The organism is Thiosocius teredinicola, from assembly GCF_002009425.1.
In the GTDB taxonomy this organism is placed as follows: domain Bacteria; phylum Pseudomonadota; class Gammaproteobacteria; order Chromatiales; family Chromatiaceae; genus Thiosocius; species Thiosocius teredinicola.
Map to the genome: position 1 here is coordinate 4,541,514 of NZ_CP019936.1, position 22,470 is coordinate 4,563,983.

Below are 22,470 nucleotides of genomic sequence, written 5' to 3' on the forward strand. Positions count from 1 at the left end.
CACGATGTTCTCCGAGTTATAACTACAGTACGAGTTCCGCTTAGTCGGATTGAAACCCCCGCGTCCCCCGGGGGTTTTTTTTGCCTAGGATTAAGGTGATAACGGTTTCTTGAGCGGATACTCGCCTCGTCGACCGGATTACTCGTGCATTTGCCAATACGTACCAAGCTCGTCCTGTTCGCCGCGCTCCCGGTTATCGCGGTTTACCTGCTGTTGTTCCTGTTCGGCGTCACCCAACTGCGGGCCCACCTCACGGACGACGCCCACGACCTGTTGCTCGAACACGCCCGCTATCGGGCCGCCCAGTTCGCGTTGAGCCTTTCCCAGGCGCCCGCGCTGGCCGAAAGCCTCGGCGATCTGATGCAGGCCGATCCGGACCAAGACCAATCGCTACTGTATGCCCACCTCATAGATGGTCTGCGCAGAACGCCGCTGGCCCAGTCCGCCGGCATCCTGTACGCACCGAGCAATCGCAGTGCGTTGATGCGGCGTGGCCAACCCGGCGGCGAAACCCTGCCCGAAGATGATGTGATCTCACAGATGAAGGCGCCCGGCTGGCATATCGAATCCAATGCCATCGTTTTCTATCGCGCGCTCGACCGCGCCGGGGAGCGCGTTGGGGAGACGTTCGTCAATCTATCGCTGAACGCGGTCTACCAAGAACTGTCGGCCGAACGCTCGTCGTCCAACATGATCCTGATGCTCGCCGACGACAACGGCCAGGTGAGGTTGCCCGACCCTCCCCCGTTGGTCAGAAAGCAGTTGGCGGATTCGATCGGCAGCGCCGGCAGCCTCGGCAGCGTCAGCGAGATTCGCAGCGGCCTCAACAACGACGACAGATACTGGTTGGTGAGCACGCAGGTTCCCGGGCTGCCCTGGCGCATACTGGCGGCCACACCGACCGAGACGGCACTGATGGCAGCCAACGAAAAGGTGGTATGGGTGGCCGGCATTCTGGTGGTGTCGCTGCTCGTGGTGATGTCGGTCATCGCCGCCATAGCCCACCGCATTACCCGGCCATTTGCAGCATTGGACGCCAGCGTTCAGCAGATCGGTCGCGGCGACTTCAACGTAGACCCAGACGTTAAGAGCCACGACGAACTCGGGGCCCTGGCCAGCGCGATCCGCAGCATGGCGCAACATATCGCGCACCGCGAACAGCAATTGCGCCGCTCGCACCAAGTGCTCGAGCACCGGGTCGCCGAACGCACCACCGCATTGCGCCAGAGTAATACGAAGCTGATCGAGCAGATCGAAGAGAACCAGCGCACCGAAGTGGCGCTGAGATCAGCCAACGAGCAGGCGCAGCAGGCCAGTAAGGCCAAATCACAGTTCCTGTCCAACATGAGTCACGAACTGCGCACGCCGCTGCACGGCGTGCTCGGCTATGCCCAACTGTTGCGGCGCGACGGCGAACTCAACCAAGCACAGCGCGAGAGCGTTGAAGCCATCGAGCGTTGCGGTCAACACCTGCTGACCCTGATCAACGATATCCTCGACCTGACCAAGATCGAAGCCGGACGCATGCAGGTCGATCTCCAGCCGGTCGACCTACGACAACTGATCGACGATGTTCGCACCATCGTCGCCTCGCGCGCGGCAGCTGAAAATCTCGTGTTGCGCATCGATGTCGGCACCGACATCCCGGCGATCGTCATGACCGACGCGGTCAAGCTCAAGCAGATCCTGTTGAACCTGCTGGGCAACGCGCTGAAGTTTACCGAGCAGGGCGTGGTCAGTCTGAGCGTCTGCCTGGACGCGGAGGGACAGATCCGGTTCGAGGTTGCCGACACCGGCGTCGGCGTGCCGGCGGACAAACTCGAAGCAATCTTCGATGCGTTCAGCCAGGCGCGCGACGGCAAGGCGGTGGACGGCACCGGCCTCGGACTGGCTATCAACCAGCGCCTGATACGCCTGCTGGGTGGCAGCGATTTCAATGTCGACAGCACGCCGGGCATCGGCAGCCGGTTCCATTTTCGCCTGCCCAATCTGGCGCCGCCCGACGATGCGCAACCGGTGGTGCTTTCGGTCGACCACCACCCAGCCGCAGCTGTGCAGACATTGTTGTGGCTGGCCGCAGAATCACGCGAACCGCTCGACGTGAAAGACGCACTGGCAGACAAAGGCTTTGTCATTCAACGCATGCAACAGATCGGGCAGGCAGCTGCTTATCTCGAACAGCACCTGGTGGCCGGGGTTGTCGTCGAACTCGACGCCACCGACGACGCCACCGGCATGTGCGCAACGCTGCACCAAGCAGCACGCTATGGACCACCGCCGATCATCGCCGTCGGCGACACGGCGGTTGCATCGGTTGCCGTCGAGGCTGGCTTTGACGTGTTTCTGCAGCATCCGCTGGACGCGTCCGAACTGTCCTCGCAACTCGAATCCCACGCACGCAACGCGGACCCCATGCCGGCTCCGCCGACAGCGGCGCCGCGGCAGATCACGACCGCCTGGTCGGCCGAGCTGGCGCAATCGACCGCAGCTCGCCTGCACTCGGCCATCGATCTGGGTGATGTGGCCCACCTGTTCCAGTTGGCCGAAGAACTCGCCGATCATCCAGCCGCACCAACCAACGCGGCCGAAGAGATCGCGCTGATGGCGAGGCTGTTCGACTTCGATGGTCTGCGCCGTCTGGCGTCGCAGCTCGACACCCTCGCCGGGCCGGCCGCATCGGCATGACAGCGATCCGCGTTTTCTCCTATCATGCAGGGCTACCCGAGCACCCAGCAACGCCGCATTGAACCCACCCCATAACAGCACCATCCTGCTGGTCGACGACAACCCGACCAACCTGCAGTTGTTGTTCGGTACCCTGAAGGGCCTGGGACACAAACTGCTGGTCGCCAAGAGCGGCGAAGATGCGCTTAAGGTGGCTCAATGGGCCCAACCGGACCTAGTGCTGCTGGATATTCTGATGTCCGGCATCGATGGCTTCGAAACCTGCGCTCAGCTCAAGGCCGATCCACAGACGCGCGACATCGCGGTGATCTTCCTGTCGGCGCTCGACGACACCGACGACAAGATCAAGGGCCTGTCGATGGGTGCGGTGGACTACATCGCCAAGCCGTTCCAGGCCGAGGAAGTCATCGCGCGGGTCGAAACCCATCTGACGATCGCGCGTCTGCGTACCGAATTGGCCGAACGCAATCGCCAGCTCGAGGCCGCCAACCAGCCGATACTCGATTCGGTCGGCGACGGCATCTACGGGCTCGACCTCGACGGCAATATCACCTTCGCCAATCCGGCAGCCTCTCAGCTGACCGGCTATTCACAAGAAGGACTGATCGGCCACTCGATCCACGAGCTTCACCTGTATGCCCGCTGGGATGGCAGCCCCTACCATTTCATCGAAACCGGCATGTACCAGACACTCAAGCAGGGGATCGCCAAGCAGAGCGACAGCGACGTGTTCTGGCGTCATTCCGGCGACCACTTCGCAGTGAGCTGGACCTGCACGCCGATCAAACGCGGTGGCGAGGTGCAGGGTGCGGTGCTGGCGTTTCGCGATATCACCCAGCGCAAACGCCAGGAACACCAACTGCGCGACGCCCTGGCTGAAGTCGAACGTCTGCGCGACCGCTTGCAGGCAGAGAACGCCTACCTGCAGGCCGAGGTGAAGAACGAAGGCCGCTTCGACAGCATCGTCGGCGAGAGTCCCGCCTTGAAATCGGTACTCGACCAAATCGACCAAGTGGCGCCGACCAACAGCTCAGTGCTGATCATCGGTGAGTCAGGTACCGGCAAGGAGGCGATGGCGCGCGCCATCCACGATCTGAGCCCGCGGCGCGATCGCCCCCTGATCAAGGTGAACTGCGGCGCGATTACGCCGACCCTGATCGAGAGCGAACTGTTCGGCCACGAGAAGGGCGCGTTCACCGGCGCCACCAAGCAGCGCCAAGGTCATTTCGAACTGGCCGATGGCGGTACGATTTTTCTCGACGAGGTCGGCGAGCTGCCGCTGGATGCGCAGGTCAAGCTGTTGCGCGTACTGCAGGAACACGAGATCAGCCGCCTGGGCTCGGAGTCGTCGCTCAGTGTGGACGTGCGAGTGATCGCCGCAACCAACCGCGACCTTGTAGAGATGGTCGAGAACGGCACCTTCAGGATGGATCTGTTCTACCGCCTCAACGTGTTCCCGCTGACCGTACCGCCGCTGCGCGATCGCCGCGAAGACATCCCGCTGCTGGTCAACAAGTTTCTTGCCGACCAGGGCCGCGCCCAGGGTCGCACCTTCACCCGGCTGACTGAGGATGGCATGGAACTGCTGCTGGCGTATCACTGGCCGGGCAATATCCGCGAGCTGCAGAACGTCATTGAACGGGCGGCGATCCTGGCCCGCGACCAGGTAGTGCCGATCGCCCCGCATCTCGTGAATTCCGGCATCAGCAGCAATGACGAACCCACGTCGAGCCTCCCCGGATTTGTTCTCGATGGCCCGCAAGACTTTGTTTCGCTGGCCGAAAATGAGGCGTTCTATATCCGCCGTGTGCTCCAGCACACCAACTGGGCGGTTGCCGGCAAGGGCGGTGCGGCAGAGATACTGGATCTGCCCGCCAGCACGCTACGTTCGCGCATGAAAAAGCTCGGCATCGAACGAACCGACTGATCTCGATCAGTAGCCCGCTGTTAGCGGCGCCGACATTCCACGCTAGAATTGAGATTCCAGCTTTGCAGCAAGGTACCCCAATATGAGAGACATCCAGCAGATCGCTGGTGGCCTGCTGGCCCTCGGTGTGTTCATTGGCCTGCACGCGACCTCGGCGATGGCCGCAGAGGACGCCTCCAAGTTTCGCATCATGAGCGAAGAAGAGCAGGCACAACACAAAGCCGCCATGGCCAACCTGACGGGCGAAGCTCGTGAGGGCTATCGCAACGCGCAATATCAGGCCCTGCGCCAACGCGCCTTGGAGAACGGCTATCAGATGCCCGAGACACCGCCCTGGGCAGTCGATACGGCGAAAACCGACGGCGGCGATTCAGGTGGCCCGCTGAACAAGGCACCCGCAGCCGAAGCAACAACAAGCAACAACAACGACCCGCAGAGTGTGCACCAAGCGATGCGTGACAAGCTCAAAGCACGCACCGCCGACATGAACCAGGCAGGCGCGACCGAACAAGCGCCGGCAACCCCGGACACGGCCGCCGCCAAGGCCGAGCCACCAAAGGCACCGGTCGAGCCCGCGGCGAAAGCCGAGCCGGCGGTGAATGCAGAACCGGATGCGAAGGCCGAATCGACAGCATCGGTCGAAGCGCCCAAGTTTGCACCCATCCCACGGCCCGAGCCGCCGGCCAAGCCGGAACCACCGGCCAAGCCTGAGCCGATCGCGCGCCCCGAGGCACCGCAACCGCCGAGCAGGCCCGAAGCGATCGCGCGACCGGAGAAACCCGAGCCTCCGGCCAAGCCGGCAATGGCTGAGCGGCCACCGGTACCGCAGCCACCGGCAAGGCCGGAGGTCGCGGAGAAACCGGCAGCACCGCCGAAGCCCGAGATGCCGGCCATGCCGGAACGCATGGCACCGCCGCAGCCGCCAGAGCCGCCGGTGGCACAGCGTGACAAGCCGCAACCACCGGCCCGCCCGGCGATGCCCGAGCGTCCCGACTGGGCAGGCCCGACGGCACCCCGACCACCTGCCGCGATGGCCGCTTCGGGCGACGAACCCACGGAATCCACTGCCGGCGAGAACGCTGCCGGTGAGGATCCGAACGACGCCTATCGCGACGAGATGCGCTCGCGCTTCGAGAGCTACATCGCAGAGCGTCAGGCGCAGATGGAGCAACGCGCGCAACAACAGCGTGAGCAGCACGAGGCAAATATGCAGCAACGTCGCGGCATGCCTCCTGCTGCGGGTGGCTACGGACCTTATCCGTACCCGGCACCTGCCTATGGTCCCGGCTACCCAGGCGGCGCACCGGGTGGTTATCCGCCCCCGTATTGGCGCTAAACACCGCGATCCGATACAGAAAAACCCGCCTCTTCACGGCGGGTTTTTTTCGTTTACCGCTCACCGCAGCAGTCACATACCGCGCGTCTCCTTGATGCGTTCGTACGCCTGGCGGATCTCGTGCGTCTTCTGCGTGGCGATCTTCATCATCTCTTCGGGAAGCCCCTTGGAGACGAGCTTGTCGGGGTGGTGCTGACTGAGCAGCCGCCGATAGGCCCGCTTCACCTCGGCATCACTGGCCGACCGGGGCACGCCGAGCACCTCGTACGCCTCGTCGAGCGTCGGTGCATTGCTGCGCGGACGCTGCTGTTGCCGTGACGAGCCGCCACCAGCGCCCGCCCCGCTGCGAAACGCGCGTTCAGCCTGCACCATGCGCACCAGGCGGCGATAGTCGAGTTCACTGATACCCAGTCGCCGACAGATATCGAGCAACAACTGATCTTCGGCGCGGTCCATCTCGCCGTCGGCGAAGGCCGCCTGCAACTGGATCTCGACAAACATCTGCAGCAGCGTGCTACGCCCATGGCACTCACGCCGGAACTGCTCGATCACACCGTCGAGATCGAAGTCGGGCAACTTGCCCTGGTTAAACAGATTGATCGCTGCCTTGCGCCTGGGGGCATCGAGCGACATCTCGTCCATGACCGTTTCGGCCAGACGAATCTCTTCAGGGCTGACCCGGCCATCGGCCTTTGCCACCCGCCCCATCACGGCGAAGGTCGCGGTGAAAAACGCCGTCTGCACCCGCTCGCGATCACCGCTGGCGAATCCGGAATCATCCGGTAGCGCTTTCAGACCCTTGTCGAAATTGTGGCCGAGCGCGATGCCCAGCAAAGCGCCCAATGGGCCGCCGAGCATGAAACCAAACGCACCGCCAACCAGTTTTCCCCACCAGCTCAAATCCAGCTCTCCCGCGTTAACGACGATGAATGACTGCGCACAACAGTTTACAACCTTGATGCTGAGACCGCGGAATGGCGGAGATTACTTGCCCTGAAGGTATTCTTCGTCACGAAACGAGACGACCCAGTGCGGCTTGAAACCGACCATGATCGACATCAGCCAACCATTCAGCACCGCTTCCGGGAAGAACATCAGCGGCAGAAACAGCAGGTAGGTGTCGCTGAGTTTTTGCAGTGAGTAGGCGTCTGCCCACAGCAACAGCCCGGTGGCACTCATCGCAACGATGACTGAGATCAGCCCCCCGGCAAAGAACGCGTTGATGAACACATAGACGAAGTAGTGCTTCGGCAGATAAGCGCGGACCAAGCCCAGTATGACCTGGGTGAGCGTGGCGGGTAGCGCGATGAACACCAGCGCAGAGGGCGCATAGCCCAACCAGTCATTGAGGCCGGCGAGCGTAGTGCCGAGCAACGCCAGGCTGCCGGCGAAGATCGCCAGCGACCAACCGAACATCAGGGTCAGTGTGACCATCCCCGACAGATGCCATTCGAATCCCGGCTGGATCGGGGTGCGCAAGGTCCACATCACAATCACGCACACGACCGCACCGAGGAACACATTGGACTGGTTGCCATCGAGCAGACGGCGCCAGTCGGCCCAACGCGCTGCGCGCCACAGAATCCATGCATACAGGCCAGCGCACACCCATATCCACGACTTCGGGAAAAGTTCGCCGGAAAATTCCATAGAATAAAAAGCCAACTCAAAGTTTGGAGTCTAACCGATGCAATACCGTCCTCTTGCCGACACCGGTCTCGACGTCAGCGTGCTGTGCCTGGGTACCATGACGTTCGGCCAACAGAACTCCGAACAAGACGCATTCGAGCAGCTCGACATGGCGCTCGATGCCGGGGTCAACTTCATCGACACCGCCGAGATGTACTCGATACCGCCGCGTGCCGAGAGCATGGGCAGCACCGAGACCATCATCGGCAACTGGCTCAAGCAGCGCGGCTGCCGCGACAAGGTCACGCTGGCCAGCAAGGTTGCCGGCCCCGGCCGCGATTGGCTCACCTACATCCGCGGCGGCAACAACCGGCTCAACCGCGCCAATATCCATGCCGCAGTAGACGGAAGCCTGCGCCGCCTGCAGACCGATGTCATTGACCTTTATCAGTTGCATTGGCCGGATCGACAGACCAACTGCTTTGGCCGCCTCGGCTACACGCACGCGCAAGAGCCCGACGAAGTACCGCTGCAGGAAACCCTGCTCGCACTCGCCGAGATGGTTGCCGCCGGCAAGATCCGTTACGTGGGCGTTTCGAACGAAACACCGTGGGGAGTGATGCGCTTTCTGCAGCTTGCCGACACCCTGGGGTTGCCGCGCATGGTCTCGATCCAGAATCCGTACAGCCTGCTCAACCGCAGTTTCGAGATCGGCCTGGCGGAAATCAGCCATCGCGAGAATGTTGGGCTGCTGGCCTATTCACCGTTAGGCTTCGGCGTGCTGTCGGGCAAGTACCTGGGCGACAACACGCCGCCCAAGGCACGGCTCACGCTGTACCCCGATTATCAACGCTATTCCAACCTGCAGGCGCTCAAGGCCACGCAGGATTACGTGACCCTGGCGCGCGACTATGGGCTCGATCCAGCGCAGATGGCACTGGCATTCGTCACCTCGCGCTCGTTTCTGACCAGCAACATCATCGGTGCGACGACGCTCGAGCAACTGCGCAGCAACCTCGACAGCGTCAATGTGACGCTCAGCGACGAAATGCTGGACGAGATCGAGGCGATCCATACCCGGCACCCCAACCCAAGCCCGTGAACCGCGGATAGCGCTTCGCGCAGCGACGATTGAAATGATTCGTCGCGCGCAGCGGTCTTATTGATCATCCCACCGCATCAGGACGATACGGCGGTTAAAGCCGAAATTCGCGGTGCCGATAAACTCGGTAATGCGACACCTCAACCTACCAACGCGGGAGGTAAACGATGATCACGCATTACGACATGGCTACCGGCGAGATGATCGCCGACGAGACCGCGCCGACAACGCCGGCGTCCGTCGAGTACGACGAGCCCCGCGTTGCGCTGCGCCTGATGCGGGTCGATGAAGACCTGACGGCCTCGAACACCAAGGCCCGCGAGTTGCCGGTCGACGTAGCGCATATCGACGTCGCATCGTTCATCGCCAAGTGGTCTTGAGAACGCGCGCCACGCGGCGCGCAGGCTGAAGAAAAACGGCGGCTAGGTGTCAGGATGCCGCCGTCTGCCCGTCGTCCGGCGTGGGCAGGTCCACCCACAACATCCCATCCTCAACACTGAGCTCTACGGACTGCAGCGATTGCCCGACGCAGGGCCCGCGCAGGCAATATCCGTCTTCCGGTCGGAACAGCGCGCCGTGGATAGCACACTGAATAAAGCTGTTGTCGAGATCAAAGAACTGGTCGGGCACCCATTCGAGCGGCGCGCCGGTATGCGGGCAACGATTGATGTAAGCGGCGAGGACATCGTCTTTACGCACGACAAAGACCGAGAGAGGCTGCGGCGAACTGCTATCCAGTTCGAAGCCGCGGGTCGCCGGGTCGGCGAGTTCGTTTAGCGGACACAAGGCGTGCCGACGCGATTCCGTCATCGGCCGTCGTCAAAGCCCGAGCAACATCGAGAAGATCTCGCCCTTGCCGGCATAGAAGCTCAGCCCTTCCAATGCGCCGATAGCCAACGCCCCGCCGATCACGATCGGCCAGAACCGGCTTGGCGATGAGACGCTCTTCATGCCGATCGGGCGCGACATCGGCTTGAGCCGATCGTCGCGCAGGTCGACGACCTTCGCCGCCTCTTCCGATTCTTCCTGCAGCCGATACAGGGCTTCCTGCAACTGATCGCGGGCCGATTCTGCCTCGCGTCGACTGGCGATGGCATCGTCTGCCTCTGCCTGCGACTTATCGAGTTCGCGTTTCACCTCATCCAACTGGCGGTTCACGTCCTCGAGCGAATCCTCGAGCATGTGCCGCGAGTCTTCTGCGCTACCCAGTTCGCGCTGACGTTCGTTCAGCGAGGTTTCGAGGGCCTCGATGCGTTGCCGCATCGATTCGTGCGATATCGCTTCGCGCCCATCGGCCTGTTGCAGACGGCGCATCTGCGTCTCGGAGGTCGCCAGCTGTTCGCGCATATGCGCGACATCGCGCACCGCCTGTTCGCGCACCATCTCGAGTTCGGCGCGTAACGCAGCGAGCTCCGACGCATCGTCATCGCCGGATTGGGCTGCACGGATCTGGTCGACATACTCTTCGAGCACGCCTCGCAATTGCTTCACCTCGTTGTCGCGCGCAGTCAGGTCGCTGCGCACCTTGCTCAATTCCGCCTGCAGTTGATCGTCTGCCGAGCCGGCAACACCCACCTCGAGCACCGCGTTCAGGCGCTCGATCTCTTGCTGCAGCACATCGCGCTGCGCGTGCGCCTCGTCGAGCTGCTGGCGCAGGTTCGCCTGCTGTCCTTCATGATCGAGCAGCTCGCTATCGTGCGCTTTCAGCGCCTCGGCAACCTGGTTCTCGAGATCGACCAGGCGTGCCTGATCATCGTCTTTCTCACTCAGGGCGAGCTGCAAGGTATCACGCTCGGCGCTCGCGGTGTTCAGCGCCTCGATCAACTCACTCTGCTCTTCACGCGCGGACTTTAGCGCAATATTGCGTTCTTCGAGAGTCTGTTTGGCCTCGACCAGTTCGGCGCGCAACTTTTCGTCGCCGGATTCGGCCGCCGCCCGATACTTGTCGACTTCGCCCTTGAGCGCAGAAACCTCGCTTTCCAGGCGCTCGATGTCGGCTGTCGCGTCGGCCTGGGCGTGCGCATCCTGCTTGCTCGCCGCCACCTTGCTGTTTGCTTCTTTCAGATCGTGCTGCAGTGCAGCGATCTTTTCCTCACCGGCGCGGATCACCTTTTCCAGGTCGCTGCGCCGCGACATCGACTGCTCTGCCGCCCTGGCCGCCGTCTCACGCTCGGCCTTGAGTTCGTTCTGCGCGTCTTCGAGTTGCTTGCGCAACGCGGCGAGCTGCTCACCCACCTTCGAGCGTTCGCCCGATAGCGACTCGAGCTCCTTGCGCTTGCCTGTCAGCTGTCGCTCGCTGGCATCCAGCTTGGTGCGCAATTCTTTGAGCGCTTTTTCGTTGCCGCTCTGCGCCTCGCGCAACGAGGTTTCGAGCTCTGCTTGCTTGCCCTGTGCTGCGGACAGCGTCGCCTCGAGTTCCTCGATCCTTGCCTGTTGCTGCGCAGCAGCGCCCTGGTTCTCAGACTGCGCAGCATCCAGGCTGGATCGCAGCTGATCGCGTTCTTGTCGCACTGCATCAAGCGCAGCCTGAGACGTCTCCAATTCCTCGCGCGACGCACGCAACTGCTCAGCTGCTTCGCTGGCGTCGCGGGTGATCTGTTGCAGCTTTTCGCTGTGCTTGACGCCCAGCTCATCGAGCGAAGCCAACGCCACGTCGCGTTCGTTACGCAATGCATCGGTGGTTTTGGCAGCCTTCGATTCGGCGTCGCCCAACGCTTTTTCGAGCGCGGCAACCCGCTCCTGGCTCGCGACCAGCGCGGCATCCGCCTCACCGTTGCCTGCGGCGAGCTGCTCTTGCAGCGCGGTATTGGTCGTTTTGAGCTCTTGGAGCTGGCGCTGCAAATCATCGCGCGCGCTCTGCGCCTCGCTCAACTCGGTTTGCACATTGAGCAGCTGATCGCCGGCCTGCTTGGCATCGGCGGCCAGCTTCTGCATCTGGTCGCTGTTCTTGACGCCAAGTTCGTCGAGCGAGGCCAGTGCCACGTCGCGCTCCTGGCGCAGCGCGTTGACCTTCTTCTCGGCTTTCGCACGCGCGTCTTTCAGCGACTTTTCGAGTTTCTCGATCCGCTGCTGACTCTCTCCCAGCGACTTGTCAAGTTCCTGCTCGCGCTCGGCGAGCTGTGCGGCCGCCTGCTCGTCGTTCTGTTGCTGGCTGGCGCGCAGTTGTTCGTTCTCTTTGCGCAGCGCATCAATTTCCTGCTGCAGCGTCTGCACCGCCTCATCGTCGCCCTTGCGCCCATCGAGGTCGTTGCGCAGGCTTTCCAGGTCAGCCTGCGCCTGTTCAAGGTCGAGCTGCAACGCGGTCATTTCCTCCTTCAATTCACCGCGTTCACGATCGTGCTGCTCACGTTCCTTGGTGCGTTGCGCCAAGGCGTCGGTCAGACGGCCCGCCAGGTCGTCGAGATTGGTGGTTGCGCTCTCGGCACGCTCGCGCTCGCCGATCAACTCGCGCTCGGCCCTCGACAAGCGCTCCTGCAGCTTCTTGTCGAGACCCTCGATCTCGGACATCCGGCCCGCCAGTGAGGCGCGTTCGTTCTCCGCAGCCTCGAGGCTGCTGGTGAGACGCTCCATCTCTGCGTAAGCCTTCTGCCGCGCATCCAGCGCTTCCTTCTTCTCCGCCTCGCTCTGCGCAGCGTCCTGGCGCGCCTGCTCGACGGCCTCGCGCACCTGCTGCAGATACTGTTCGCGTTCCTCAGCAATGCCTTTCTGATCGAGCTGGGCCTCTTTCAACCGGTCTTCGAGTTCTTTCGCGCGCGCCTCGGCACGACGGATGCGTTCCTGCATCACCTCGTCATCGACTGCCGCTGCGGCTGCGGGCGGCTCCTCGGCAACCGCATCTGTCTCGCTGGACGCGAGTCCACCCTCCAGCACCGAGACATCGAAGCCGCGCTCAGTCAGCAAAAAGGCGCCGGCCATCGCGCGGCCACCGGTGTCGCTGTACAGGATGTAGTGCCGGTCGGTCGCCAGGCTCGACGCTTGGTAACGCAGTGATTCGAAAGGAATGCTGATAGCGTTCGGCAGGTGCGATTCGTCGTATTCGGCACCGGAGCGCAGATCCAGCCAGACCGAACCCTGATCCACCTTCGCCTGTGCGGCCGGCATTTTCAGCCGCTCCAGCAGTGGGTTGTTAATCAGGTCGAGGAAGTCTTCCTTGCTCAGGCGCAGTACTTCGCCCGTCTGGATCATTGTGACCGTGGAGTTGCGCGGGTTGTCCGACAACAAGGCCTCTTCACCGAACGCGTCGCCCGGGCCGAGCGTGGCGACCTCGACCGCCCCTTTGCCGTCGTCGTTGTCGCGGCGCACAACCGCGCAGCCCTTGGTGATCATGTAGTAGAAATCACCCGGGTCACCCTGGCGCACTAGGTCTTCGTCTTTTTCGACCTCGACCTGCTCGACGCTCATCATCACGCGTTGGATGTTCGATGCCGGCACCTGCTGCAGCACGCTCGACTGCAGCAACATCGTCATCCAGTCGTCCTGACCCGATTCATCGAGATCGGCGACCTGGTAATCGACGGTCTGGGTGCGCGCCAGCAGATCGCTCAAACGCCGGCTGTCGATACGTGCGATGCGAATCTTGCCGTTGGCGCGCGCGGTCTGCTCGCGCGGTAGCTGGTGGGCCAGTGGAAAACGTGCGGTTTCGTTGGTCGACTTGACCGTATCGGTGACATTCTTATCGTGCAGCAGGCTCACGCTTCCTTTCAGAAGGTAGACGTGTTGATGATCCGTATCACCTTGTTCGAAAAGAATTTTTCCCTTGGTCAGAGACTCGAATGAAATGCCGTCGAGGAGCTGCTCGAAGGCCTCGTCAGGCAGGGTGTGCAGCGGGACGAGCGCCCGCAGACGCGCGATCTCCTCGCTCGACGCTTCATCTGACATTCGAGTGGCTGATTCCATAAAGTCGATGCTTTTCCGTTAGGGCCCGCGATCCCGGGCGCCTAGTGCTTATCGACCCCTACCATGGCGTTCTTGAGTGCATCCGTCACAGGTTCGTCACCCAGCCACACGGAAAGCAGCGCGGCGTTGAAGTCCGCGCCCTCGATCTCACCGCGCGGCACGCCGTTGATGCTGACCTCGGTCGAGCGACCCGGCACGTAATCGAGCCAGATGGTGTCGCCTTCGTGCAGGTCTTCGAACAGCTCGGTGAAATGCGTCAGGCGTTCATTCACGGCAGCGAGTTCCTGCGGCGACAGGTTCTTTTCGAATCCCTCTCGCCAACCGTCGTCGAGCATGCGTTTCTCGATCTCGCTGTAGACGAAGTGCATCGACACACGGTTTGCGGGCGGATCGGTCAACAAGCCGCCAACGCCTACCTGACGCTGCGGCAGGTAGAGCGCGCCGACATAGACACTGATGAAAAACTTCTTTCGCACACCGGCGCCATTGAGTACCAGAGGCTGTTCCGCACCGCGGATTTGTGCCGTCTGCGGCACGTCGACACCGGCGAGTTCGAGAGCTTGTGCAACACCGGGAACAAGCGTTACGAACAACAGAGCAAGACAGGTTCGAGCAAACACAACGCACCTCCGTTGATTGAAGAACGGCAGACAATCTGCAGTTCCGCTATTTTTTTGCGATTCACAGCGTTAAACAAGGCATTTCTGTGTATTGCAGTTTGCAGTTATATGCTATGTTTTCTGCGGTTCCACACCAATCCTGAGTAGGAGTCCTACATGGCAGTAAAGAAAAAAGCCGCAAAAAAGGCTGCGGCTAAAAAAGCGGCTGCTGCACCTGCAGTAAAAGCCATTTCCACCAAACAAACCAAAACGCAAATCATCACCGCGATCTCCGAATCGACCGAACTCCCGAAGAAGGACGTTGTTGCCGTCTTCACGGCGCTGGGCGAGATGATCGAAGGCCACATGAAAAAGCGTGGTTCCGGCGAATTCACCATCCCCGACACGGGCGTGAAGATTCGTCGCGTCAAGAAACCGGCCCGCAAAGCGCGTATGGGCCGCAACCCTGCAACGGGTGAACCGATGAAAATCGCTGCCAAGCCGGCATCGACTGTCGTACGTGTATCGGCGCTGAAAGCGCTGAAAGACACCATCGGCTGATCGTCGGGCAGACATATTCTGCGAAAGAGCGCCGCTATTGCGGCGCTTTTTTATTGTGCGAAAGACTGCCGCCTATCAGCCCGCGGGCAACTGGCGCAGAATCAACTGCCCGCCACTCTGGCTGAATTCCAGGGGTTTCAAAAAGCTCATGCCGAGCAACACGGCGCCGCCTTCCCCCATCGACGGGATGATCGACGCCTTGATTCGACGGCGCTGAATATTGCCGACACTGACCTCGTCGAGCAGGGTGTGCCATACAGCCACCGCGCCGTTGGCCGTCTGACTGACACCACTGCCAAGTCTTTCCAATCCGAGCCGGTTGGCGATATCTTCGGGAACCGCCACGTCGGTAGCCCCGGTATCGACCAGGAACACGACAGCCTGGCCATTGATGGTTCCACTGGTCACATAGTGCCCCTGTGCATTGCGCTCGAGAACGACTTCGCGGGTGCCATCCTGCGCAACCTGGATCTGCGGCTGACTGTTCGGATTGAACTTCAGGTTCAGCGCATCGTTGAACAGGAAGGTCAGCAGCGCGATACCGCCGGCCCACGCCAGCAACAGCATATGGCGCCCTGCGCGCGTGGTTCCTGTGTTTTCATCCTCTTGAGACATCGGCAACCATCATCTTTATTTAGTGATATCCGAGCTTATTGGAGCTGCTTCGGGGAGTGAAGTTCAAATGAGGCCAGCGCACACATGAGTGACAACACGACCCACAACCTGATCTATGTGCACGACCCGATGTGCAGCTGGTGTTGGGGTTTTCGGCCGCTGTTCGACAATCTTTGCCGCCAGTTGCCGCAAGGCGTTGCGGTGCGCCGCCTGCTGGGCGGCCTGGCACCGGACAGCGACGACCCGATGAGTGACGATATGCAACGCTATCTGCAGGCGACCTGGAAGCGCATCCAGCAACGCATACCGGGCACCCGGTTCAACTTCGATTTCTGGCGCAACTGCCGCCCGCGACGCAGCACCTGGCCGGCCTGCCGGGCTGTGATCGCCGCACGTGAACTCGATGCCGACAAGGAAGCCGCGATGATCGATGCGATCCAACGGGCCTACTACCTGGAAGCCATGAACCCGTCCGACGAAGATACCCTGATCGCCCTCGCCGTTCGCCTCGGCCTGGACCGACATCGCTTCGCCGAACGACTCGTCGACGCGACAACCGATGCGCAGCTGCAGCGTGAGATCAGCGAAGCACACGGCATGGGCGCCGACAGCTTTCCGAGCCTTCGCCTGACGGTCGGATCAACCCATTGGCCGGTGCCTATCGACTACCTGCATGTCGAGCCAATGCTGGAAACCATCGAGGCATTGCGTTGCGCATAGTCGAAACGCGTACAGCACTCGCCATAAAAAAACCGGGCAATGCCCGGTTCTTTTTTCAATCAGCGCATCGGCTGCGGACCGTAGGGCCCATATCCGCCGGGACCACCCGGCCCCATCTGCGGCGCCATTTGGCGCATTCGCTGCATCTGCTGCATCTGCTGGGCACGCATCTGGCGCATCATCTGCCGCCGGTAGTGCACGATGGCGCTATGACCATTGGCCGCTACGTCGTACACCTTCCAGCCCTGTTCACCGCGGTACAGACGAAAATCCAGACGCGCCGGATAGTTGCCCGGATTCAGAATAGCGACACCGACAACCGCCGTCTGCCCGTCGTTCTCGCTGCGCGGCCGTAGAAACTGCACCTGCTGATTGTCGTACGAGGCGAGCTTTTCGGTCATCTTGGTCAGAAAGGTTCGCTTGATGTCTTCCGCCATCTCTTGCTGCTCGAGCGGCGACATCTGCTCGTAGATCCGGCCGCCGGCCGCACTGGCCATGTACTCGAAATCGAAAAACGGCGCTATTTCGCTGTTGAGAAAATCGGCGAGGTCCTCCGGTGACACGCTGTCCTGGCTGTCGAGAAAGCCAAGCAGCTTGTCGATACCCGCACGTAGCGCGACTGCCGGATTGTTCATCTGCGGAACGGGCATACCGTATGGGTTCGGGCCATAGGGCATCGGCGCCGGCCCCGGGCCATATTGAGGTACTGCGTGAACACCGCCTGCGAGCATGACGCCCATCAGCAGCCATGTGTGTGATTTCATCCAAGTCCCCCTGCGTGGTTTATATTGAGTTCGCCCGATGGATTCCGACAGACCTGCCAACGTTGGGCGAATGGAAGCGTAGCCGGCCGTAGCGCGGCGTCGCAAAAGGTTGCCAAGGCGCGCGCATGAATGCAATGCATCAGGTGGTTATTTTGCGGTAGATGTCGGAAACCTTGGTCGGTAGCTTGGCGACATCGTCGAGCACCGTGTAGTTGGCCGCGCCGTACATATGCGGCAGATAGTCCTGGCCCTCGCGATCGATGGTGATGCAATAGGCGTGGACGCCGTCGCGGCGTGCCTCAAACAAGGCCTGACGCGTGTCTTCGATGCCGTACTCACCGCGGTACTCGAGATCATAGTCGTCCGGTTTGCCGTCGGACAGCGTGACCAGCAGCTTGGTCCGTGCCTCGACCTGCTTGAGCTTGCTGACCAAGTGCCTGATGGGCGCGCCCATACGCGTGTAGTCCTTCGGCTCGATGCCGCACACCCGACCGATCACGTTCTCGTCCCACGGGTCATCGAAGTCCTTGACCTTGAACGCCTCGCAGCGTTTGCGCGTCCACCCCGAAAAACCGTAGATGGCATAGCGGTCGCCGAGCGTATTCAACGCCTCGGCGAGCAGAATCAGCGCCTCGCGTTCGGCCTCGTTGATCCAGCCGCGGGTCGAACCCGACATATCGACCATGAACATCACTGCGATGTTGCGCTCTTCCTTGTGCATCCGGGTGAACAGGCGATCGCTCATCTCCAGCCCTGAATGGACATCGCTCCACGCCTCGACCAGCGCATCGATATCGATATCCTCGCCATCGGTCTGACGTTTCAGCACCTTGTCTTCGCCGCGCAGGATCTCGAAGGTACGGCGCAAGGAGTGGATATAGCCGGCATATTTGCCCATCGTGGCGTGATAGAAACCCGGATCACCCGGCGCCACATCGATCTCACGCAACACGCACCAGTTCTTTTTGTGCGCCTGGCGGGCGATATCCCATTCGTTGTAAAGGTAGGCCCCTTCTTCGTGATAGGTGCCTCCCCAGACGTCCTCCGGATTCGGTCCGGTATCGTCGAACAGGCCCGGGTCGTATTCGCCTTCGCCGGCAGGCGTCAGAAACTCGGGCGGGATCTCACCCAGATCGAGCAGTATCGATACCAACTGATCGCGCACCTTGTCCGGTATCGGCAAGGGCTGCTGAGACAGCGTGACCTCCACCTGCAGCGACGGGTTCGGCGCGTCCGGGTCCGGCAGTTCGACATCGAACGACTCCGGCGGCGCGTGATCCTGACGGCCTTCGACCAGTTCATTGGCGATCACACGCAGGCTTTCACGCAAGCGCGCCTTGTCGCGCTCGATACGCCGCAGGCGCGCCGCCCATGCCGCGGCCGGATTCAAACGCCCCTGGTAACAGCGTGACACCAGCGCATCATGCTCTGCACAAATGCCGACCCAGCGGAGTGTGTCATCGACGGTCGCCTGCTGACGCGCCAGGTCGTCGAGCGCCGGCTGCCATGCATCGGGCATCGGTACGTCACCGAGTTGCTCACTCAACGCACGCATCCTGCGATAAAGACCGGGCAGTTCCGCGGCGATGCGTGCGTCCAGGCGGTGGGTTTCCAGCGCATGAAACAGCGCCAGTACGCGTTCCGGCTCAGGGTGCCCGTCGCAGAAGGTCACCAAGTCGACGTTCAGCGTGCCGTAACGCGTCTGCGCCCACAGATGGGCGACCGTCGCCTTGAACAATTGGAAGTTGTCCGCCTGGTTGTCGAGACGGGCGACGATCTCGGGCAGGTACAAGACCTCGCCGTCGGTCCAGGCGAACTCCCCCGGCTCGATCTTCAGGCGACGACCTTCGAGCCCCTGGACGAACGGCAACAGCACCGGCACCGCTTCTTCGAATAACGAACCGGCCGCGCGCTGGTGGCCGACGGCGAGAAAGGCATCGAGATCGCGTATGACGGTCATCGCGGCCTGCAGGCCGGCCTTGTCGTAGCTGTCCATGGCATGCAGACACCAGGACGCCACCGCGTCGGCTTCGACTTCGCTCAAGGCCTCTTTGGCGCGATTGGCAAACTGAAAGGCCAGCTCGGTATTGGTGGCGGCCGCGCGCCGCGTCCATTCGAGAATGAAGTCCTGGCGATCGCGCGGCATAGCGGCCAGCACGGCGGCCAGCTCTTCGGTATGGATGAAGGTGAATTCGACCTCGAGGTATTCGTCGAGATGCGTAATCAGAGAACTGGCATCCAGCGGCTGTCGACTCACAAGTTGACCTTTTCAGCTAGGCGAATCCCGAACCGCCAGATGCGGTGCGCATCAGCACGCTAAAGAAGGCGCCCGACAGGGTCAACCGCGGGTTTTCGGCGGAATAGCGTCGCGCCGATCGAGAATGCCGCGCTAAGTGCGACGGCGGGCCGCTATGCGCGCCGGCCGCCTGGAAAGGCCGTGACGTTGTCGAACGACACGCGATCGGGGCGCGGCTTGGCAGCCGGCTGACCGAACAACAGGCCCTGACCGCGCTGGAAACCAGCCAGCCGGGCCGCCTCCAGTGTCGGCATATCTTCAATACCCTCGGCAACCAGCAGATGCCCCGAGTCGATGATCATCTGCGCCAGGTGGGTAACGAGATTGCGTTGGCTGTCGTTGGTCAGGCCGTGCACGAGACTGATATCGAACTTGACGATATCGACCGGCATGCTGGCCAGATAGCGCACCGACGAATAACCGCTACCGAAATCGTCCAGCGCGATGGCGAAGCCGCCCTGCCTGAGCTTCGACAGGTTTTCGTTGGCCAGGCCGATCTGTGTGATCAGCGCGGTCTCGGTCACCTCGATCATCAGCTTGTAGTCTTTCAGGTAGGGCTTGAAGCCGCGCAGCCATTCGCACAGCTGATCGTGCACCACCGACGGGCCGGAGAGATTGATCGATACACCGGTACCGGGCGGCAGCTTGCCTTCACGCAGGTCTTCGAGCACGCAGCGCAACACGGCGCGATCAAGTTCGACCTCAAGCCGGCGGGCCTCGATGACCTGGAAGATGTTGGAGGGCTGAATCAGTTCGCCGTCCTGGCGAATGCGGATCAACGCCTCGTAATGACACACCTCGCCGCTCGCCAGATCGACGATCGGCTGATAGTGCATCACCAGACCGGTGCCATAGATGACCGCATCATAAACCGCCGTATTGACCCAGCTCGAGAACAGCCCTTCGGCATTGCTCGCCATGGCTTCGTCGAACATCACCACGTTGGTGTTGCCCGGTCGCTTGGCGCGATACATGGCGACGTCGGCCTTCCATTGCAACGTCTGCAGGTCATCGAGATCGTCGGCGCGCGCAATCGCCAGGCCGGCGCTCATTCGTAGCGGCTCGCGAATGCCGAGGCGGCTGAAATCGTAGCCGACGATCTTTTCGTGGCAGCGCTCGGCGATCTTCAGTGCGGATGCCTCGTCGCAATCGACCAACACCATGGCGAACTCGTCACCGCCGATACGGAACAGCTCCTCGTCGCGGCGCAACACCGCACTGATGCGACCGGCGATGACCTTGAGCACCTGGTCGCCGACGCTGTGACCATAGGTGTCGTTCAGCGCTTTGAAATGGTTGACGTCGAACAGCGCGAAACACACGCTGCTGTCGCGGTCGCGCAGTATCGCCGGCAGATTCGCCATGTACTCGTCGAAGGCGCGTCGGTTTTTCGCGCCGGTCAAAGCATCGTGATGCGCCAGGGTCCAGAGTTCGAGACTCTTCTCTTCCAGGCTCGAATGCACGTCGGTCAAGCGGCTCTGATAATCGTTCAGCGATTCGCGGATCTTTTCGGTCTCGGCGATCGGCAACACCCCACCGAGTTCTTCGAGCATCAGGCCGCCCGGGCTGACCTTGAGCTTGTCGATGTGGCCGGAGATCGCGCGCAACGGGCGCACAATCAAAAACACCAGTACGGGGAACAGGGTCAGGGCGAACAGTCCGAGGATCACACTGAGGTTGACGATGGCCCCCGACAGCAGGCCCGATACGGCTTCGCTCATCGGGTTGTCGCGCAGCTCGAATTCGACGATCGACTGCAGCTCGGGCCAGGTCAAGGTCGAGTTGCCACCGCGCACAAAACGGATGCTCGGGGCGTTGACGTAACGGTAGGCGTGATTCTCACGCAGTTGGTGCAGGAAGGTCACGCGCAGACCGACGTAGCCGACGAGTTGCTCACGATCGTTCGCGTCGCGCGTGGTTACGCTGTGAAAGATCAACAGCGTCGGCTCGGCCCCCGAAAAATCCACATACGACGGCGGCGGTGGGATACCGGTCTGCGCCGGCAGGGCCGGACGGTCGAGCTTTGCCAACGCCTTGCCATCGATGTCGTAGATCTCGGCACCTACCACGTAGTCCGGAAGCACGTGCGCGCTCAACATGCGCCGACTGCGCCAGTATGGGTAGAACCGCGGCGTGCGGATCTGTTGCGCCACTTCCTCCCAATGCGCGAAGCGCGCTGCGGCACCTTCGGCATCACGCAACAGGAAATCCATGATCACGGCGATTTCTTCGCTCGCCGCCGCCTTGTTGCTGGCGTCCATGTCGTCGCGTACCCGCTGGAACTCACCGTAGGTGAAGGCGGCGTAGGTCACGAAGGCCAGTACCACCAGCACCATCATGACGATGGCGTAGAAGCTGATCGGCAGAGCGCGCTGTCCGCTATCCATGGCGCACCTCTTCGAGCACGGCAAGGACTTCGTCGAACAGGTCGAATTCATGTGACAGATCGAAGAAATGATTGGCCCCGGCGACCGACCTGACCGTCACGCCAAGCGAGGCGAGAGTTTCCAGCCACTCGTGGTCGACGCGGTCGTCTTTGTCACCGTAGATGATGGCGACCGGCACGAAGGCATCTCTGACCGCCGCCTCGACCCGCGACCTGTCCCATTCGAGGTAGGAAAGCAGGTTGGTCGCGTCGGTCACGTATTCGTCGCAGAAGCTCAAGGAGTAAGCGCGAACCTGCTCTTCGCCGCTCTGGATATCGCGTACCGCTTGGTCGCGCATCGTGACCAGGCGCTCGGTGGACTGCTCCTCACCGAAGTAAGCCAGACTGATCAGCACCGCCCTGGCGATACTCAGGTCGCGATAGGTATCGATCATTGCCGCCAGGTGTACCCCGCCGGTGCTGTGTCCGATCACCACCGGCGACTTGCCGGTGCGATCGATCAGCCATTGGGTCCACACCCGCAGTTCGTCGATGTCGGTTGCCAGCGAATGGGTATGCACGGCCTCACAGGCAAGGCTCTGACGACGCCGGTTCAAGCCAAGCGACAGCGATGGCGTCAACACCGTGAACCCTTCGTCCGCCAGGGCCTCGGCCAGCCGGCGTACGGTCGAGAAGTGATGTGTTTGCAGGAATCCATGCTGGATCAGCAAGGCGGGCTTTTCGTCATCGCCCGGCCAGAACTCCGCCTCGGATACCGTCCCGGCAGCGATCGGCAAGGCGATGCTGGCGCTGCCCGCCCATGCGGCAGACGACATAACGGCAAGCGAGACGACAAAAAGGAAGGTTACGCGCATTAGTTTGTCTTAATAATAATAAAAACGCCGTAAGCCCCCATACCATAGCGCATTTTTGAGATTTCGGAAGCCGCAACAGATTCTGTCGCTTGCGAGACAC

General features: G+C 61.6%; 17 protein-coding genes and 1 pseudogene. 8 read left to right on the plus strand and 10 right to left on the minus strand.

What is annotated here, in order from left to right; all coding sequences use genetic code 11:
• The first annotated feature begins 144 nt into the window (after positions 1 to 144).
• The 4 genes and pseudogenes from B1781_RS21490 to B1781_RS21500 all read left to right on the plus strand — a co-directional run bounded on the left by B1781_RS21490 (position 145) and on the right by B1781_RS21500 (position 5,948).
• Positions 145 to 2,685: a histidine kinase dimerization/phospho-acceptor domain-containing protein gene (locus B1781_RS21490; protein WP_078121647.1), complete on the plus strand. Its 2,541-nt coding sequence runs from the start codon at positions 145 to 147 to the stop codon at positions 2,683 to 2,685.
• Positions 2,624 to 3,115 (plus strand): annotated as a pseudogene (locus B1781_RS23660) (response regulator); the annotation flags it as partial. The gene B1781_RS21490 and the pseudogene B1781_RS23660, both read left to right, overlap by 62 nt.
• A 24-nt stretch (positions 3,116 to 3,139) precedes the next feature.
• Positions 3,140 to 4,612 carry a sigma-54 interaction domain-containing protein gene (locus tag B1781_RS21495; protein ID WP_408646379.1) on the plus strand — a complete coding sequence of 491 codons (1,473 nt, stop codon included), beginning with the start codon at positions 3,140 to 3,142 and terminating at the stop codon, positions 4,610 to 4,612.
• Between the two features lie 82 nt (positions 4,613 to 4,694).
• Positions 4,695 to 5,948 carry a hypothetical protein gene (locus B1781_RS21500; RefSeq protein ID WP_078121649.1) on the plus strand — a complete coding sequence of 418 codons (1,254 nt, stop codon included), beginning with the start codon at positions 4,695 to 4,697 and terminating at the stop codon, positions 5,946 to 5,948.
• A 72-nt stretch (positions 5,949 to 6,020) separates the two neighbouring features.
• On the opposite strand, the gene djlA is transcribed toward B1781_RS21500, so the two are convergent.
• Positions 6,021 to 6,848: a co-chaperone DjlA gene (gene djlA, locus B1781_RS21505; RefSeq protein WP_078121650.1), complete on the minus strand. Its 828-nt coding sequence runs from the start codon at positions 6,846 to 6,848 to the stop codon at positions 6,021 to 6,023.
• An 84-nt stretch (positions 6,849 to 6,932) separates the two neighbouring features.
• Positions 6,933 to 7,598 carry an energy-coupling factor ABC transporter permease gene (locus B1781_RS21510; protein WP_078121651.1) on the minus strand — a complete coding sequence of 222 codons (666 nt, stop codon included), beginning with the start codon at positions 7,596 to 7,598 and terminating at the stop codon, positions 6,933 to 6,935.
• A gap of 37 nt (positions 7,599 to 7,635) precedes the next feature.
• Between B1781_RS21510 and B1781_RS21515 the strand changes: the two genes are divergently transcribed.
• Positions 7,636 to 8,679 carry an NADP(H)-dependent aldo-keto reductase gene (locus B1781_RS21515; RefSeq protein WP_078121652.1) on the plus strand — a complete coding sequence of 348 codons (1,044 nt, stop codon included), beginning with the start codon at positions 7,636 to 7,638 and terminating at the stop codon, positions 8,677 to 8,679.
• Between the two features lie 167 nt (positions 8,680 to 8,846).
• Positions 8,847 to 9,059 carry a hypothetical protein gene (locus B1781_RS21520; protein WP_078121653.1) on the plus strand — a complete coding sequence of 71 codons (213 nt, stop codon included), beginning with the start codon at positions 8,847 to 8,849 and terminating at the stop codon, positions 9,057 to 9,059.
• A 49-nt stretch (positions 9,060 to 9,108) separates the two neighbouring features.
• Here the strand turns inward: B1781_RS21520 and B1781_RS21525 are convergent, their stop codons facing one another.
• From B1781_RS21525 to B1781_RS21535, 3 genes are read right to left on the minus strand one after another with little or no spacing between them, the layout of a single operon-like run.
• Positions 9,109 to 9,489, minus strand: a complete 381-nt coding sequence (locus B1781_RS21525; protein ID WP_078121654.1) for a Rieske (2Fe-2S) protein — start codon at positions 9,487 to 9,489, stop codon at positions 9,109 to 9,111.
• Between the two features lie 9 nt (positions 9,490 to 9,498).
• Positions 9,499 to 13,557, minus strand: coding sequence for a cyclic nucleotide-binding domain-containing protein (locus tag B1781_RS21530; protein ID WP_164513503.1), 4,059 nt, complete (start codon positions 13,555 to 13,557; stop codon positions 9,499 to 9,501).
• A 59-nt stretch (positions 13,558 to 13,616) separates the two neighbouring features.
• A complete protein-coding gene (locus B1781_RS21535; protein WP_164513504.1) occupies positions 13,617 to 14,195 on the minus strand; it encodes a chalcone isomerase family protein in 579 nt (192 codons plus the stop codon).
• A 156-nt stretch (positions 14,196 to 14,351) separates the two neighbouring features.
• Between B1781_RS21535 and B1781_RS21540 the strand changes: the two genes are divergently transcribed.
• Positions 14,352 to 14,735: an HU family DNA-binding protein gene (locus B1781_RS21540; RefSeq protein ID WP_078121657.1), complete on the plus strand. Its 384-nt coding sequence runs from the start codon at positions 14,352 to 14,354 to the stop codon at positions 14,733 to 14,735.
• Between the two features lie 75 nt (positions 14,736 to 14,810).
• On the opposite strand, the gene B1781_RS21545 is transcribed toward B1781_RS21540, so the two are convergent.
• Positions 14,811 to 15,350: a retropepsin-like aspartic protease family protein gene (locus tag B1781_RS21545; RefSeq protein ID WP_078121658.1), complete on the minus strand. Its 540-nt coding sequence runs from the start codon at positions 15,348 to 15,350 to the stop codon at positions 14,811 to 14,813.
• An 84-nt stretch (positions 15,351 to 15,434) separates the two neighbouring features.
• Between B1781_RS21545 and B1781_RS21550 the strand changes: the two genes are divergently transcribed.
• Complete coding sequence (locus B1781_RS21550; protein ID WP_078121659.1) at positions 15,435 to 16,070, plus strand: DsbA family protein; 636 nt, start codon at positions 15,435 to 15,437, stop codon at positions 16,068 to 16,070.
• Positions 16,071 to 16,129: 59 nt separating this feature from the next.
• Here B1781_RS21550 and B1781_RS21555 read toward each other — a convergent pair whose 3' ends face one another.
• The 4 genes from B1781_RS21555 to B1781_RS21570 form a co-directional block, all read right to left on the minus strand.
• A complete protein-coding gene (locus B1781_RS21555; protein WP_078121660.1) occupies positions 16,130 to 16,834 on the minus strand; it encodes an MlaC/ttg2D family ABC transporter substrate-binding protein in 705 nt (234 codons plus the stop codon).
• 139 nt (positions 16,835 to 16,973) lie between these two features.
• A complete protein-coding gene (locus B1781_RS21560; protein WP_078121661.1) occupies positions 16,974 to 19,091 on the minus strand; it encodes a nitric oxide reductase activation protein NorD in 2,118 nt (705 codons plus the stop codon).
• Between the two features lie 152 nt (positions 19,092 to 19,243).
• A complete protein-coding gene (locus B1781_RS21565; RefSeq protein ID WP_164513505.1) occupies positions 19,244 to 21,517 on the minus strand; it encodes a putative bifunctional diguanylate cyclase/phosphodiesterase in 2,274 nt (757 codons plus the stop codon).
• Positions 21,510 to 22,370, minus strand: a complete 861-nt coding sequence (locus B1781_RS21570) for an alpha/beta hydrolase (RefSeq protein WP_078121662.1) — start codon at positions 22,368 to 22,370, stop codon at positions 21,510 to 21,512. Before B1781_RS21570 ends, B1781_RS21565 begins: the two co-directional genes overlap by 8 nt.
• Positions 22,371 to 22,470 lie beyond the last annotated feature (100 nt).

Excerpts from the sequence above, each read along its gene's own strand:
- B1781_RS21540 (WP_078121657.1), top strand. The coding sequence starts at position 14,352 with ATGGCAGTAAAGAAAAAAGCCGCAAAAAAGGCTGCGGCTAAAAAAGCG.
- B1781_RS21565 (WP_164513505.1), bottom strand. The coding sequence starts at position 21,517 with ATGGATAGCGGACAGCGCGCTCTGCCGATCAGCTTCTACGCCATCGTC.
- B1781_RS21530 (WP_164513503.1), bottom strand. The coding sequence starts at position 13,557 with ATGTCAGATGAAGCGTCGAGCGAGGAGATCGCGCGTCTGCGGGCGCTC.
- B1781_RS21520 (WP_078121653.1), top strand. The coding sequence starts at position 8,847 with ATGATCACGCATTACGACATGGCTACCGGCGAGATGATCGCCGACGAG.
- B1781_RS21510 (WP_078121651.1), bottom strand. The coding sequence starts at position 7,598 with ATGGAATTTTCCGGCGAACTTTTCCCGAAGTCGTGGATATGGGTGTGC.
- B1781_RS21500 (WP_078121649.1), top strand. The coding sequence starts at position 4,695 with ATGAGAGACATCCAGCAGATCGCTGGTGGCCTGCTGGCCCTCGGTGTG.
- B1781_RS21555 (WP_078121660.1), bottom strand. The coding sequence starts at position 16,834 with ATGAAATCACACACATGGCTGCTGATGGGCGTCATGCTCGCAGGCGGT.
- B1781_RS21550 (WP_078121659.1), top strand. The coding sequence starts at position 15,435 with ATGAGTGACAACACGACCCACAACCTGATCTATGTGCACGACCCGATG.
- B1781_RS21515 (WP_078121652.1), top strand. The coding sequence starts at position 7,636 with ATGCAATACCGTCCTCTTGCCGACACCGGTCTCGACGTCAGCGTGCTG.
- B1781_RS21545 (WP_078121658.1), bottom strand. The coding sequence starts at position 15,350 with ATGTCTCAAGAGGATGAAAACACAGGAACCACGCGCGCAGGGCGCCAT.
- B1781_RS21525 (WP_078121654.1), bottom strand. The coding sequence starts at position 9,489 with ATGACGGAATCGCGTCGGCACGCCTTGTGTCCGCTAAACGAACTCGCC.
- B1781_RS21570 (WP_078121662.1), bottom strand. The coding sequence starts at position 22,370 with ATGCGCGTAACCTTCCTTTTTGTCGTCTCGCTTGCCGTTATGTCGTCT.